Below are 15,087 nucleotides of genomic sequence, written 5' to 3'. Positions count from 1 at the left end.
ACGAAGGCAGCAGGCCATGAACCACCGCGAATCCCATATGTCGCAGTCGGATCTGTTCTCCTGGAACATGGAGCGTGACCCCACCCTGCGCTCGACGATCGTGTCGGTACTGCTGCTCGACGCCGATCCGGACTGGAACCGTCTGGTGAGCACCATCGATCGCGGCACGCGCGTGGTTCCGAGATTGCGAGATCGGCTCGTCGCCGTGCCGTTCGGCCTCACACCGCCGCGCTGGGAACCCGATCCGGATTTCGACCTGCTCTGGCATGTCCGCCGCGTCGCGCTACCGAAACCGGCGAATCCGGCGGCGGTGCTGGATTTCGCCCGCACCGAGGCGATGACCGCGTTCGATCCGGTCCGGCCGCTGTGGCGCTCGACCCTGCTGACCGGTCTGGACGGCGCCGCGGCCGCGCTGGTGCTGACGGTCCATCACAGCCTCACCGACGGTGTCGGCGGAATTCGGATCGCCTCGGAGATCCTCGATGCCGATCGGGAGGGAACCGAGCGCGACCGCCCGCCTGGTCTACCGGCGGGCGGTGACGGCCTCCTGCGGGATATCGCCGGTTGGAACTGGTCGGTCGGCACAGACCTGCTGCGCGGCGGTATCACCGCGACACTGCCCACCGCGTGGCGAGCCGTCACCCACCCGGCCCGGACGGTGCGTGACAGTTCGATGTTGGTCGCCTCCCTGGCCCGTTTGGTCCGGCCCATCACCGCGACACTGTCGCCGTTGATGACGAAGCGGAGTACCTGTCGGGAACTGGCGATGCTCGAAGTACCCACCGCCCGGTTGCGCGACGCCGCGCACGCTGTCGGCGCCACGATGAACGACGTCTTCCTCACCTCGGTGATCATCGGGTTGCGCAGCTACCACGCCGAGCACGGGGTAGCGGTGGATCGACTGCGGGTGACCATGCCGATCAGTCTTCGAACACCCGAGGATCCGCTCGGCGGCAACCGGATCACCCTCGTGCGCTTCGCCTTACCGATCGACATCGCCGAGACCGAAGACCTCGTGCGCGCGGTGGACGCCACGATCAGGGGCTGGCGCCACGAACCGGCGATCCCGTTGTCGAGCGCGGTCGCGGCCGCCCTCAACCGTTTACCGGTCGGATTGCTCACCGAAATGCTCAAGCACGTCGATTTCGTCGCCTCCAACGTTCCCGGATCCCCGATTCCCCTGTATCTCGCGGGAGCACGGATCGACCGGATGTTCGCGTTCGGACCCACCATCGGCACGGCGGTCAATATCACGCTCACCTCGCACATCGACACCTGCTGCATCGCCATCAACGCCGACACCGCCGCGATCCCCGACATCACCTCGCTGGTCGAATGTCTCGGCGAGGGTTTCCAGCGGGTGCTCGACCTCGCCGGGGGGCCGAAACCGTCGAGTGCCGTCGACCGAAAGGGGCATCCCTCACTCCGGCAGTAGTGCCCCGGTGCGCACTCGATTCACCTCCGCCAGCACCGTCTCGACCGCCCGTGGTACGGCGGCGGCCACAGGTTCGGACAGGCCGACACCGACATCGAGGCAGGCCGCCTCCACGGCGACGACGACGAGTTCGCGGGGGAAACGGCCCAGGGCCCGTCCCAGCGCCACCGCGTGCGGGAGTCCGAGAGCGTGGGAGCCGACGGTGCCGATGCCGATCGGCAGCGCGTCGCCCTCGACACACCGGACACGGCCGGGGGTCGCGGGTCGGCAGAGGACGGCGTCGATCACGATCGCCAGGTCCGCATCGGCCCAGATATCGAGTAGATCGCTCGGTTCGCCATCGCTGGTCAGCACCGCGACATCGGCGAGGCCGAGTCCATCGAGCGCGGAGGCGACGACGAGTCCGACGCCGTCGTCACGACGGAATTCGTTGCCGATACCGATCGTGACAGTCCGCGAGCGGGTCATCTGCGCACCATGTCCAGATTCAGGAAATGTGCCGAACAGGAGATGCACGGGTCGTAGTTGCGGATCGTGCGCTCACACAGTGCCGTGAGCGCGTCATCGTCGAGGTCGAGGTTGGCCGAGACCACCGCGCGCAGATCCTCCTCGATCGCGCCTTGATTCTGTGACGTGGGCGGGACGATATCGGCCGCGCGGACTATTCCGTCACCGTCGAGTTCGTAACGGTGGTAGAGCAATCCGCGCGGCGCTTCACTCACCCCGTGGCCGGTCGCGGCTCGAGCCGCGACGGGAACCGCTGCCCTGGCGGGGCGTTCGTAGTCGTCGATGAGCGTCAGTGCCTCCTCGAGGGCGTACACGACTTCCACCACGCGCACGAGGATGCTGCGAAAGGGGTTGCGGCACCGGCGTCCGAGCCCGATCTCGGCCGCCAACTGCCGCGCGTTCGGGGACAGCTGCGCGTGGTTCAGCGTGTACCGGGCCAGAGGGCCGGTCAGATATCGCTTGCCGTCGAGTTCGGCGTACAGGGCGGTCGAGTGCGGTACCTGACGCTCCACCACGTGCGCGGGGAACTCTGCCGCGGGGAAGCGCAGTCCGGTGCTGGTGTGCACGACACCCGAGCCGATGGCGTAGCGGTCCGGTTCGGCGGCTGCCAGCAATTCCGCGTCGATTTCGGTGTCGGGGAATTCGAACTTCGCGACCGCGCGTGCGGTATTCACCGCGTAGTCGCGCGCGTGACGTAGTTGCTCGGCGACCGATGCCAGGTCCTCGGCAGACGGTACCGAGTAGAAGCCGCCCACCCTGACGTTGATCGGATGGATCGCCCGGCCACCGAGGAGTTCGAGCAACGCGTTACCTGCCTTCTTGACCGCCAGCCCCTGTTCGACGAGTTCGCGGTGGTCGGCCGAGAGAGTGATCGCGTCGGGGTACCCGAGGAAGTCGGGAATGTGCAGCAGGTAGATGTGCAGGGAATGGCTGGAGATCCACTCACCGCAGTACAGCAGCCTGCGGAGGTCGGCCAATGGCGGGTCCAGTTCGACGCCACAGGCCGCTTCGAGTGCGTTGCAGGCGCTGGTCTGGTACGCCACCGGACAGATGCCGCAGATGCGCGCGGTGATGTCGGGGGGTTCGGTATAGGCACGGCCACGGAGGAACGCTTCGAAGAAACGCGGCGCCTCGTAGATCCGTAGTTCGGTGCGTTCGACGCGACCATCCGCGACGACGACGCGAAGCGCCCCTTCACCCTCCACGCGAGCCAGGGAGTTGACCCTCAGGCGCCTAGTCCGCTGACCCATCACGGCTCCTTTGCGCGAATTCCGGTGCCGCGCAAGCGAATGTCGTGAAAACACGATCGATGTCGTCGGTGGACATGCCGTTGACGCGCAGGATCGGCAACAGTGCGTGGATATCGGGATCGGCCATCGGTCCGAAGCATCCGTAGCATCCACGATGGTGAGCCGGGCACAGCGCGCCGCAGCCGGCTTGGGTGACCGGGCCCAGACACGGAATGCCCTCGGCGACTGTGACACAGGTCGTTCCCCGGCGTTTGCACTCGGTGCACACACTCGTGTTCGGGATGTCGGGTTTGCGTCCGGCCAGCAGCGCGCAGAGTGTGTCGAGCAGCTGACGGCGGTCTATCGGGCAACCACGCAACTCGAAATCCACCGGCACGTGCGCCGAGATCGGGGTGGAGTCGGACAGTGTGGCGATATGGGCCGGACTGGCATAGACCGCCGCGGTGAACTCGGCGACATCGGCGAAGTTGCGCAGCGCCTGGATCCCGCCGTGGGTGGCGCACGCGCCGATCGCCACGAGGATCCGGGAGTGCGCGCGGATCTCGGCGATTCGACGCAGCTGGTCGGGCGTGGTGATCGATCCCTCGACCAGGGAGAGGTCATAGGGTCCGGATTCGGCCACGCTCGAGGCTTCGGTGAAATGCGCGATACGGACTTGGTCGGCCAGGGTCAAGAGTTCGTCCTCGCAGTCCAGCAGAGTGAGCTGGCAGCCGTCGCAGGAAGTGAACTTCCAGACAGCCAAGGTCGCGACACTCATCACAACTCCCTCACAGCGAGCAGCGGTTCGGCTGTCGCGTAGTCGACGATCGGGCCGTCGCGGCAGAGCAGCAGTGGGCCGAGCTGGCAGTGACCGCAATGCGCGACCCCACACTGCATATTGCGCTCCAGCGACAGCCCGATATCGGTCGCGGGGATGCCCTTGTTCAGCAGAGCGCGCGCGCAGAACCGCATCATCGGTTCAGGGCCGCACAGGAACGCAGTGGTGCGCTCGGGTTCGAGATCCAGATGCGCCAACGGCTCGGTGACGAAGCCGATTCGCCCGTCCCAGGCAGGCCCCGGGTGGTCGACGGTCTGATACATCTCGATCGAATCGACTGTCCGCCAACGCTTTTGTTCGGAACGGAACATGACGTCGGCGGGCGTGCGCGCACCGGTGACCAGGATGACCCGACGGTAGTCTCCGCGAGCCGACAGCGCGGCGAGCACCGCGGGCCGCAGCGGCGCCATGCCTACGCCGCCACCGACGATGACGAGATCCCCGCCCGCGGCCGATTCCAGATCCCACCCGGTGCCGAAGGGGCCGCGTACACCGATCACACCACCGATGCCGGTATCGTGCAGTGCGCCGCTCACCGCGCCGACGGCTCGGATCGTGTGTTCGAGCACATCGTCGCCCGTAACCGGATTCCCGCTTATCGAGATGGCGATCTCGCCGACGCCGAAGCTGTAGAGCATCATGAACTGCCCCGGCCTGAACCGTTGCGCGGCAGTGTGAACCGGCTTCAAGTGCAGCGTCATCGTGTCGCGGGTCTGCCGAACGCGGCCGATGACCCGGTAGGGCAGCATCGTGTCACTTCGTGAGGTCGTGTCGGCCCACGTGATGCCGCTCATCGGTCGAGGCTGCCGGATCGGTCGGCGGTGGGCGTCTCGCCGGGATTGCGGTAGAGATCGAGTAGTCGGGCCCTGGTGGCCTGGAGTCGTTCGAGCAATGCCTCGAACAGCGTCAAGATCAGTGACCGGCCGAATTCAGGGTCGGCCGCGGCGAGATCGGCCAACGCCGCCGAATCGAATTCGACGGCACGCACCGGCTCGGCGGCCGATGCGCCGAAATGCCAGCGGTACGGCGGCACCAGCCAGGACCAGCCGAGCAGATCGCCGCGGCCCAGACTCTGGATCACGACACTGCCACGCCCGGGCACCTGCGCGTCCAGCACGATCCGCCCGTCACGGATGAGCCAACACCGGTCGGCGGGTCCGCCTTCCGCGATCAGCCGATGCCCGGCGGGGAACGAAACCTCACGCCCGGCCGCCCTGAGGGTTTCGAGTCCGTCCGGCCCCAGCGCGGCCAGTCGCGTGAATCCGGACAGGTCGTCAACGCTCGGCATCGTCGGATTCCTCGGCCAGTTCGGCGAGCCGCCCCACTTCGGCCGTGAGGTCGATTCCCGCCGGGCACCACGCGATGCACCGCCCGCAGCCGACGCATCCCGAGCTACCGAACTGGTCGTACCAGGTCCCGAGTTTGTGCGTGAGCCACTGCCGGTAACGGCTCTCGCTCGAACTGCGCACGCTGCCACCGTGCAGGTAGGAGAAGTCCAATTCGAAGCACGACGCCCACCGCTGCCAGCGTTCGGCGTGATCACCGGTGAGGTCGGTGACATCCTCGGTGGTGGTGCAGAAGCAGGTGGGGCACACCATGGTGCAGTTGGCGCAGGTCAGACAGCGACTCGCGACGTCGTGCCAATGCGGCGACTCCTGAGACTCGCGCAGCAGCGCCCGGATATCGACATCGGGCATCTGCCTGCCCATTCGATCGGATGCCTCCGACACCGCCGCCCGCGCGTCGGCGATCTCGGTCGCCGCCGCGGGACGGGTGCGGAGTTCGGCCAGAACTTCGGCCCCGGTCTCGCTGCCCACCTCGACCAGGAACTCGTGGCTCGTCGCGTCGACGCGCTCGGTGAGAGCGAGGTCGTATCCGGCCGACACCCCGGGCCCGGTTCCCATCGATGCGCAGAAGCACACTCCGCCCGGCTCGGTGCAGTCGACGGCGACCACGAACAGATCCTTGCGGCGGGCGGTGAACGAGGCGTCGGGACAGCTGCCTTCGCCGAGCACTCGTCCGAGAACAGCGATCGATGCGAGGTCGCAGCCTCGAACGCCGAGAAACGCGGAGCGGACGGGCGCGTCCTCGATGGGTGCCGCTGCCTCCGGATCGGATCCGATCTCCGATATCTTGCGATGCGGCGGATGCAAGAACTGTTTCCAGGACCCGGGGCCCGCCGAATGCGCGAACACCGCCGGGTCGTCGCGGCGGTGAAGCCGATATCGCCCCGGTGCCGTCTCCACGCCCCAACCGGCGGGCAATCGTTGCCCGGAATCCAATTCGTCCAAGACGATCGCGCCGTCGCGGACCTGTGGACCGATGACCCGGTAGCCCCGCGCGTGCAGCGCGTCCACCAGCCGGTCCAGACCAGCACGATCGATTACCACGGTATCGTCAGGCATCTTCGAAGCCCTTGTTCGGTCGGGGTGGAGCCGTCCGGGTATCAGTGTGCCCGGGGCTGCAATGCCGGGACAGGGACCAAGGTCCTGGATCACGATGGCCGTTCGTCGTGCCCGTCGGCCTGTGACGACCACTCACTGTCGGACAGTCGACGAGGCACGGACGCTTGCGCGGCGAGAAGTCGGTTGTGCCCACCACCGCGGGACCTTCGCCCCTGGGCATCGCTGACCGCTGCGATGCACCCTCGATTCACGACGCTTCGAGGAGGCATCGAGATGACCGATCTCGTCGAGACCGAACCCGGCGTTCGCATAGATCCCACCGAGCAGATCGACCGGCTGCTCCGTGATCTGCGCGGCGCCCGTTCCGGGCTGTCGACCCGCGAGGCCGATCGCCGCCTGATCCATTACGGGCCGAACATCCTGCGGCGTCGGGGCGGGCGCACCTGGCCGAGAGAGCTGGTACGTCAGTTCACTCATCCACTGGCGCTGCTGTTGTGGGCAGCGGCCGCCCTGGCCGGGGCTGTCGGAATCATCCCGGTGGCCGTCGCGATCGTCGTCGTGATTCTGATCAACGCGGCCTTCGCGTTCGCACAGGAACGCCACGCCGAGCAGGCCGTGGAAGCACTGGCCGCCTATCTGCCGGTCCGCGCGAAAGTCCTGCGCGACGGGCGTGTCACCGAGATCGAGGCGACCGACGTCGTGCCGGGAGATGTCCTGGTGATCGCCGAAGGTGACCGTATCTGCGCCGACGCGCGGCTGCTCGACGGCGGTGTCGAAGTCGATCTGTCCGAGCTGACCGGGGAGTCGATGCCGGTCTACCGCAGCGCCGACGCCACCGATTCCGCCGTACCGCTCGAGCAGGCGCGCGAACTGGTCTTCAGCGGCACTTCGTGCACCGAGGGTGAGGCCCGCGCGATCGTCTTCGCCACCGGCATGCGGACCGAGCTGGGGCGGATCGCGGCGCTGTCGGAACAGGTCGAGCGTGACGAAAGCCCACTCGAACACCAGGTACGCCGGGTGGCCTGGCTGATCGCGTTGATCTCGGTGCTGCTGGCGGCGGCGTTCATCCCGCTCGCGATGCTCGGAGCGGGGCTCTCGCCGATAAACTCGGTGATCTTCGCGGTCGGCCTGCTGGTCGGCAACGTTCCCGAGGGACTGCTGCCGGTGATCACGCTCGCCCTGGCGCTCGGCGTGCGCGGACTGGCTCGCCGCGGCGCGGTGGTCAAACGTCTCAGCGCGGTCGAGACCCTCGGCTCGACCGATGTGATCTGCACCGACAAAACCGGCACGCTCACCGAGAATCGGATGCGGGTCATCTCTGTCCACACCTCGACCGGCGCCCGCGACCCGTACGACACCGGCACACCACTCGATTCCGTGCTGGCTCGCGCGGCGGCGGTGATGAACGCCTGCAACAACGCCCGCCTTTCCGATTCCGGCCCCGATGTCGGCGATCCGACGGAGGTGGCGATGCTCGCCGCGAGCGCCGCCATGGGCGTGCGCAACCGTCCTGACGAACGGGAACGATTACGCCGACGGCTGTTCCACTTCGATCCCGTTCGCAAACGCATGTCCACGGTCGATGCCGACGAGACCGGCGGGCTCACGGTGAACACCAAGGGCGCGCCCGAGTCGGTGCTGCCACTGTGCACCGCCGAACTGGACTTCGACGGCCGCGCGATCCCCCTGACGGCCCGGCGCCGTGCCGAGCTCGCCGATCTGGTCGATTCCCAGGCGCGCAAAGGTCTACGCGTACTGGCGCTGGGGACACGCGAGCTCGCCGGTACAGCGCTGCCGGACAGCCGCGAACAAGCCGAGCGGGATCTGGTCCTGCTCGCCCTGGTGTCGATGGCCGATCCTCCCCGGCGCGAGGTCGCCGACGCGGTGCGCCAGTGCCACGAGGCGGGCATCCGCATCATCGTCATCACCGGCGATCACGGCCTGACCGCGGCGGCAGTCGCCTCCCAGATCGGGATCACCCGCGCCACGCCGACCGTGATCACCGGCGAGCAACTGGAGGCGATGAGCGAGGACGAACTCGACGAGTTGTTGGCAGGCCCCGCCGAACTCATCTTCGCCCGCTCTTCCCCCGAAGCCAAGTTGCGCATCGCCGACGCGCTGCGTGATGTCGGACATGTCGTGGCCATGACCGGCGACGGCGTCAACGACGCCCCCGCACTGCGGCGCGCGGACATCGGTGTCGCCATGGGACGTTCCGGCACCGATGTCGCCCGCGAAGCCGCCACCATGGTGCTCACCGACGACAACTTCGCCACCATCACCGCGGCGATCCGCGCCGGGCGGCTGGTCTACCAGAACATTCGCAAGTTCATCTTCTACATCTTCGCCCACGCCACCCCGGAAGTGACCCCGCTGCTGGTTTTCGCGCTGTCCGGCGGTGCGGTCCCGCTACCGCTGACCGTGATGCAACTGCTGGCCTTCGACATCGGCACCGAGACATTGCCCGCGCTCGCGCTCGGGCGCGAGAAGGCCGAGCCCGGTCTCATGCGGCAACCACCCCGAGAACGCGGCGAGTCGGTCATCACCACACCCATGCTGCTGCGCGCCTGGTTGTTCGTCGGACTCATCGCGGCGGCCCTGGCCATGGCCGGATTCTTCTTCGTGCTGCTCCGTGGCGGCTGGCATCCGGGTGACCCGACAGGACCCGGTACCGCACTGCATCACACCTACCGACAGGCCACCACGATGACCTTCCTCGGCTTGGTCGCGGGGCAGGTCGGCACAGCGTTCGCGGCACGCACCGAGCATGCTTCCCTGCGGTCGGTCGGTGTCCTGTCCAACCCGTTGCTGCTGTGGGGGATCGTCTTCGAGCTCACGCTCACCGCGGCGATCATCTACGTGCCGGTCCTCCAGAGTTTGCTCGGCACCGCCGCGCTGACGCCGTCGATGATCGCGTTCGCGCTGCCGTTCCCGTTCATCGTGTGGGGAGCCGACGAGATCCGACGCTGGTTGCTGCGTCGTCGATCCGCGCGCGCGGACCATCACCCAGCAACCGCGTCAGACCACGGCCTGTGACGGCCGCCATGGTCGCCGCCATGGCGAAACCACCGAGAACGCCGATCAGCACGACGACCGGAACGGATTGACCGGGCCGCCAGAGCGGACTCGTGATCGCGGTGAAAGCGGCGAGTCCACCCAGCCACGCCACAGCCGTGACAACGATCCACTCGGCGGCGCGAGGAATGTGGCGTCGCAACACGGTCCATTGGCTCACTCCCAGTGAGAGCAGCAGAATCGATCCACCGATCACCACGGCGGGAAGAAGCAACGGCAGCGGCCACGTCGCGAGACCGTCGGAGGAGATCATCGGAACGACGCCGACCGACCACGCCACCACCGCGCCCGATATCGTCGCGAGAACCCAAGAGGCGGAACGCATGTCGGGCAGAACCGACCGAAGCACCCGGGCCTGGGACCAGCCCAGCGCGGCTCCCTCGAAGGCGCCCGCGAGCAGCATGGCGACTATCACCGCCGCCGGTGTGGCATCCCATACGAGCGCACCGGCCACCGCCGGTGCGGCGAACCCGAGCAGTTCGCCGACTGTCACCATGGCGAACCAGCGCCGCCACAGGCCGTCGCGGCGGCGCGCGGCGCCGCGACGCAGAGGGTCGACGGCCAGGTCGATCACCACGAAGGGATCGGTCGCGGGGATCTCCATCCGCGGATATCTCTGCTGATAGACCGCGGCGACTTCTTCGTGCTCGAGCGTTCCGGACGCCGCCACGTGGCCTGTTCCGCTCACCCACCGTCCGTCGATCCACACCGAAACCGGTTGCCGCGTATGGAAGTTGCGCCACCAGGTCTTGGTCTCGGGGCGCCCGACCCGAACGACGACGCTGTTGTCCGACCGGACACAGGACACGGGTAGTGCGATATCGCGGCCCGAACGCACGCCCCGGTACCGCAGCTCGATCAGATTCGGAGCCAGTCGACGGCCGAAAGGCGTGCGCAACACCGTCAACATCGCCGAGGCACCGAACCCGGCGGTCCGGTGGCGAGTCATCTCTGTCATACACCGATGGTCACCGCTGGTCCGGTTCCTGGACAGTATCGAAAGACCCCGTGGCCGATGCCGTTGGTCCGGTCCTCGGAGGCGGTGGGCGCACCACACGGTCGAAAGTCCTCCCGCGTGCGGCGTTCGGCACTGTGCGTCGTGACATTCCACTTGTAGCGTCGAGGTGTACGCCGTGCGGACAGTGGCGAACAAGTGGCCTCACGGCGACCACGAGGCCCCATCGACCCGACCTGACGGAGAATCAGCAGCGACGATGCGACTGGACAATCTTCCCGCGCCTCCCGGACGGACCGTCAACGGCTACGGTGCGGTCGTCTTCGACATGGACGGCGTCGTCACCGATACCGCGGACGTACACGCCGCGGCGTGGAAGCTTCTCTTCGACCAGGCGCTGGCCGAACTGGCGGGCCCTTCGGAACCGCCGTTCGACCCGGTGAACGACTACCGTGCCTGGGTCGATGGACGTAGCCGCGAAGACGGAGTCCGCGATTTCCTGGCCGCACGTGGGCTACGAGTCCCCGAAGGCGACCGGGACGACCCGCCCGGATGCCGAACCGTGACAGGGCTGGCCGCGCGCAAACAACAACTGTTCGCGACAGAGCTGGCCAGGGTCGGTGTCCGCGTCTTTCCCGACGCCAGGCACCTGCTCGAACAACTGCGGGTGGCCCGGATTCCCACGGCGTTGGTGACCGCGAGCCGCAACAGCACCGCCGTGCTGGACGCGGCAGGAATCCTCTCGCTGTTCACCGTCCGTGTCGACGGGATCGACGCGGCGGCGCTGGCGCTGGCGAGCAGACCCGATCCGGCCATTTTCGTCGAGGCAGCTCGACGCCTCCATGTCGAACCGGTCGACGCGGTCGTACTCGAGGACGCCGCCGCCGGAATCCAGGCGGCCGCCGCCGCCCACTTCGGTCTCGTCGTCGGAGTGGATCGCGACGACAACCGGACGCGGCTGGCAGCGGCGGGCGCCGATCTCGTGGTCACCGACCTCGCTGAACTACCACTGGTCTCCCACACCAGCCTGCCCCTCACCCAACGCGGTCGCAGCCGATGGGGTGGCGGCGCCACCACCACCGGCGCGGGCGAGTGGAATCTCGTCTACGACACATTCGATCCCGCGCTGGAAGGTACCCGCGAAGCGTTGTGCACCACGGGAAACGGCTACTGGGCGACCCGAGGGGCGTCACCGGGTAGCACAGCCGACGCGGTGCACTACCCGGGCACCTATCTGGCCGGAATCTACAACCGCGTGAACTCCGACCGCGACGACCACTACAGCGACACCGAACACCTGGTCAACGCCCCGGACTGGACCGTGCTGACCATACGCACCGACAACGACTCGACACTGTGCCCCGGGGCCCCCGAAATGATCGGCCACCACCAGGATTTCGATCTGCGTACCGGAGTGCTCACCCGCACGAACCGATACCGCGACGATTCCGGCCGAACGACTCGCATCAGCACGCGACAATTCCAGTCGCTGACCCGCCCCCACTCGGCGGCGATCGAACTCGTCGTCGAGGCAGAGGACTGGTCCGGAACCATCACGGTCGTCTCACAGATCAACGGCCGGGTCGCCAACCGCAATGTGGCGGCCGACCGGGCACTGAACGGTCAGCACCTGCGGCCCGGTCACCAGCGACTGATCGACGAACGGACCGTCCTCTACGAGACGCGCACCGACCAATCCGACGTGACGATCGCCATCGCGGCTCGCACCCACACCGACGCCATACCCGTCGACCGGAAATTGCTGCACGAGAACGACTCTCCGGGAGTCGAGCTCACGCTCGCCCTGTCCCCCACCACACCGATCATCCTGGAGAAGATCGCGGCCGCGGCGACCTCACGCGAACGTGGGCTGTCGACCGCAGCGCTGACCGTCACCCGGCGCATCGGCGAATCCCCTCGATTCAGCGCGCTGCTCACCGCCCACACCGCCGCCTGGGCTCAGCTGTGGGACCGATTCGGCATCCGCCTCGGTGACGGCGACAGCCACCAGCTCGCGTTGAACCTGCATGTCTTCCACGTCCTACAGGCCACCGTCGCCGCGTCCCCCGACTCCGACGCGGGCCTGCCCGCGCGCGGGCTACACGGCGAGGGCTACCGCGGCCACATCTTCTGGGACGAGCTGTTCGTCTACCCCATCCTCACCTTGCGACGCCCCGAACTGACCCGGGCCTTCCTGACCTACCGTTGGCGGCGACTGCCCGCGGCGCGCACCGCCGCGCGCGCACAGGGACTCGACGGCGCGCTGTTCCCCTGGCGCAGCGGCAGCGACGGACGCGAAGAGACCCCCGCCGAGTTGTTCAATGTCCGCAACGGGCAGTGGATGCCCGACCACTCGCACCGCCAGCGGCATATCGGGCTCGCCGTGGCCTACAGCATCTGGCAGTACTACCAGTCCACCGCCGATCTGCGGTTCCTCATCGAGAACGGCGCGGAAATCCTCATCGAGGTGGCTCGACTGTTCACCAGCCTGGCCGAATACGACCAAGCCGCGGATCGGTTCGACATCAGCGGTGTCATGGGCCCCGACGAGTATCACGACGGCTACCCCGACGCCCCCGGCCTCGGCATCCGCAACAACACCTACACCAATGTGCTGACCGCCTGGGTACTGTCCCGCGCCCGAGACGTGGTCGCGCTGCTGTCGGGTCACGACTGCGCTCCCCTGTGGAACCGGATACGGCTGAGCCCGGACGAACCGGACCGGTGGGATCGGATCAGTCGTCGCCTGCGCGTGCCGTTCCATGCCGACGGCATCATCAGCCAGTTCGACGGGTATGAGGACCTCATCGAATTCGATTGGGATTCCTACCGATCCCGATACGGCAACATCGGCCGCCTCGACCTGATCCTCCAGGCCGAGGGCGACACCACCAATCGCTACAAACTGTCCAAACAGGCCGATGTGCTGATGCTGTTCTACCTGTTCTCCGCCGAAGAACTCCGAGAGATCTTCCGACGGCTCGGCTACGCGCTGCCGCCGGAACTGATCCCGCGCACCGTCGACTACTACCTCGCCCGCACCAGCCACGGCTCCACGCTGAGCCGCCTGATCCACGCGTGGGTGCTGGCTCGTACGAACCGAGCGCTGTCGTGGTCGCTGTTCACCCAAGCCCTCGCCGCAGATCTCGCCGACACGCAAGGCGGCACGACCCGCGAAGGCGTGCATATCGGTGCGATGGCGGGCACCGCCGACATGGTGTTGCGCTGCTACGGAGGCGTCGAGACCCGCCACGACGTGCTACGCCTGCACCCCGTGCTGCCGATCGAACTGCCCGAGGCCGAATTCACCCTGAGCTACCGCGACCAACCGCTCACCATCGTCGTCAACCACGACCGGGTCACACTGCGTCTGCATCCCAGTAGCGCGGACCCCATCCAGATCTCGGTCGAAGGTCAGGACAGAACTCTCGGTCCCGGCCGATCCTGGACTGTCGCACTGGGACAGCCGCCGGGAGCGACTCTTGCCGACGAATAGAAGCGGTGTGCTCGAGACACGCGAACTGGTCCACCGTGCCGCGGGCATCCGAGTCCGTCACATGATCAGCGGCGGATCTCGAACCGATCCAGGACCTCGTCCACAGTGCGGCGGGGAGTTTCCGGCAGCGGCGGCGCGCTCGTCGGCGCCCAACCGAACCTGACGATCACCTGAGGGTAGGCGGAATCGTCGAGAACGCCGACCCGAACCTGGCGACGCAATTCCGGTATCTCGAGCGCCTCGGTGAGCGCGCAGGTCGCCAGTCCGATGTTGGTGGCGGTCAGCAGGACGGCGCTCAACGCTTCTCCGGCGCGCAGTCGCGACACCCGATCATCGGCGGAGGTGCCGAGCACCAGCAGTTGCGCGGCGTCGGGCTGTTCCGCCGTGTCGACCAGTTCGCCTCCGGCGAACTTGCGGGCGGGCAACTCGTCCTTCGGTCGCGGGCTCGGCGTATTCCGGGTGGGCACCCCGTCGGAGGTGCTGTGGCGACCGCTCCAGATCGTCAGCTCGAACAGGTACTCCGGATCCTGCGCGTGCTGTGCGGCGGCCGCCCGCGTCGTCTCGATCAATCGGTCGCGAGCTCGATCCGCGACAGGCCGCAGGATCGCGCCCAGTGCACCCGCTCGTTCGACCAACAGCCCCCGATGCCCGGGTGGTATCGGCCATGAACCGTAGCGCCGACGGTCGGTCTGTCTCCGCGTGATCGCCTCGCTCAGAGCGACATCGATGGGTGTGGGGTGATTCCGCACCAACTCGATCGCCGCGAGATGGTTCGGGTCCTCGGGGTCGGGCAGGCGGTGCACGATGGTCGACCAGCCCAGTGCGGTGGACGCGACGCTGAAGTGATGCAGGGCCGCGCCGCAGCTGAGCAACATGTCACGCTGGTCGGGGTCGGTCGCGGGTAACGCGCGGGTGGGATCGAGGTACAGGTGGATCGTGCGATCACCGATGCGCCACCGCCACGGCTGTGTGTTGTGGACCGACGGCGCCCGCACCGCGAGCGCGAGCGCCGCCCTGACTGTGGCGTCGTCGGGCATTCCGTGTTCCATGTCATCATCCTTCGGTCGATGTCGTTTCACCGTCTCGCGTCGACCCGCGTGCGGGAAAGGGCATCACGGCCCTGTTTCGCAGGGACTTCGGACGCCAG

11 protein-coding genes are annotated in these 15,087 nt (G+C 67.5%); 3 read left to right on the top strand and 8 right to left on the bottom strand.

The genetic code is table 11. The features are described 5' to 3' along the window. The first annotated feature begins 16 nt into the window (after window positions 1-16). On the top strand, window positions 17-1,435 hold the full coding sequence (locus DAT37_RS00485) for a wax ester/triacylglycerol synthase domain-containing protein (RefSeq protein WP_232839408.1): 1,419 nt from the start codon (window positions 17-19) through the stop codon (window positions 1,433-1,435). Here the strand turns inward: DAT37_RS00485 and DAT37_RS00480 are convergent. From DAT37_RS00480 to DAT37_RS00455, 6 genes are read right to left on the bottom strand one after another with little or no spacing between them, the layout of a single operon-like run. Next, on the bottom strand, window positions 1,421-1,903 hold the full coding sequence (locus DAT37_RS00480; RefSeq protein ID WP_109522656.1) for a hydrogenase maturation protease: 483 nt from the start codon (window positions 1,901-1,903) through the stop codon (window positions 1,421-1,423). The genes DAT37_RS00485 and DAT37_RS00480 overlap by 15 nt on opposite strands. Continuing rightward, window positions 1,900-3,192: a Ni/Fe hydrogenase subunit alpha gene (locus DAT37_RS00475; protein WP_109522655.1), complete on the bottom strand. Its 1,293-nt coding sequence runs from the start codon at window positions 3,190-3,192 to the stop codon at window positions 1,900-1,902. The genes DAT37_RS00480 and DAT37_RS00475 overlap by 4 nt, the downstream gene beginning before the upstream one ends. Next, window positions 3,176-3,949 carry an NADH-quinone oxidoreductase subunit B family protein gene (locus DAT37_RS00470; RefSeq protein WP_109522654.1) on the bottom strand — a complete coding sequence of 258 codons (774 nt, stop codon included), beginning with the start codon at window positions 3,947-3,949 and terminating at the stop codon, window positions 3,176-3,178. The genes DAT37_RS00475 and DAT37_RS00470 overlap by 17 nt, the downstream gene beginning before the upstream one ends. Next, a complete protein-coding gene (locus DAT37_RS00465) occupies window positions 3,949-4,803 on the bottom strand; it encodes an FAD/NAD(P)-binding protein (RefSeq protein ID WP_109522653.1) in 855 nt (284 codons plus the stop codon). The genes DAT37_RS00470 and DAT37_RS00465 overlap by 1 nt, the downstream gene beginning before the upstream one ends. Then, on the bottom strand, window positions 4,800-5,297 hold the full coding sequence (locus DAT37_RS00460; protein WP_109522652.1) for a cyclic nucleotide-binding domain-containing protein: 498 nt from the start codon (window positions 5,295-5,297) through the stop codon (window positions 4,800-4,802). The genes DAT37_RS00465 and DAT37_RS00460 overlap by 4 nt, the downstream gene beginning before the upstream one ends. After that, a complete protein-coding gene (locus tag DAT37_RS00455; protein WP_109522651.1) occupies window positions 5,284-6,414 on the bottom strand; it encodes a 4Fe-4S dicluster domain-containing protein in 1,131 nt (376 codons plus the stop codon). The genes DAT37_RS00460 and DAT37_RS00455 overlap by 14 nt, the downstream gene beginning before the upstream one ends. A gap of 273 nt (window positions 6,415-6,687) precedes the next feature. On the opposite strand from DAT37_RS00455, the gene DAT37_RS00450 reads away from it, so the two are divergent. Continuing rightward, complete coding sequence (locus DAT37_RS00450) at window positions 6,688-9,450, top strand: cation-translocating P-type ATPase (protein ID WP_109522650.1); 2,763 nt, start codon at window positions 6,688-6,690, stop codon at window positions 9,448-9,450. On the opposite strand, the gene DAT37_RS00445 is transcribed toward DAT37_RS00450, so the two are convergent. Next, window positions 9,350-10,447, bottom strand: a complete 1,098-nt coding sequence (locus DAT37_RS00445) for a hypothetical protein (RefSeq protein ID WP_157978225.1) — start codon at window positions 10,445-10,447, stop codon at window positions 9,350-9,352. The genes DAT37_RS00450 and DAT37_RS00445 overlap by 101 nt on opposite strands. 256 nt (window positions 10,448-10,703) lie before the next feature. Here DAT37_RS00445 and DAT37_RS00440 point away from each other — a divergent pair, with 256 nt between their 5' ends. Beyond that, complete coding sequence (locus DAT37_RS00440; RefSeq protein WP_109522648.1) at window positions 10,704-13,940, top strand: HAD-IA family hydrolase; 3,237 nt, start codon at window positions 10,704-10,706, stop codon at window positions 13,938-13,940. Between the two features lie 65 nt (window positions 13,941-14,005). Here the strand turns inward: DAT37_RS00440 and DAT37_RS00435 are convergent, their stop codons facing one another. Then, on the bottom strand, window positions 14,006-14,989 hold the full coding sequence (locus tag DAT37_RS00435) for an Acg family FMN-binding oxidoreductase (protein WP_109522647.1): 984 nt from the start codon (window positions 14,987-14,989) through the stop codon (window positions 14,006-14,008). Window positions 14,990-15,087: the final 98 nt, after the last annotated feature.

Origin of the sequence: Nocardia aurea (genome assembly GCF_003123685.1) — a bacterium.
Taxonomy (GTDB): Bacteria; Actinomycetota; Actinomycetes; order Mycobacteriales; family Mycobacteriaceae; genus Nocardia; species Nocardia aurea.
This window is presented reverse-complemented; position numbering and strand designations above follow the sequence as displayed.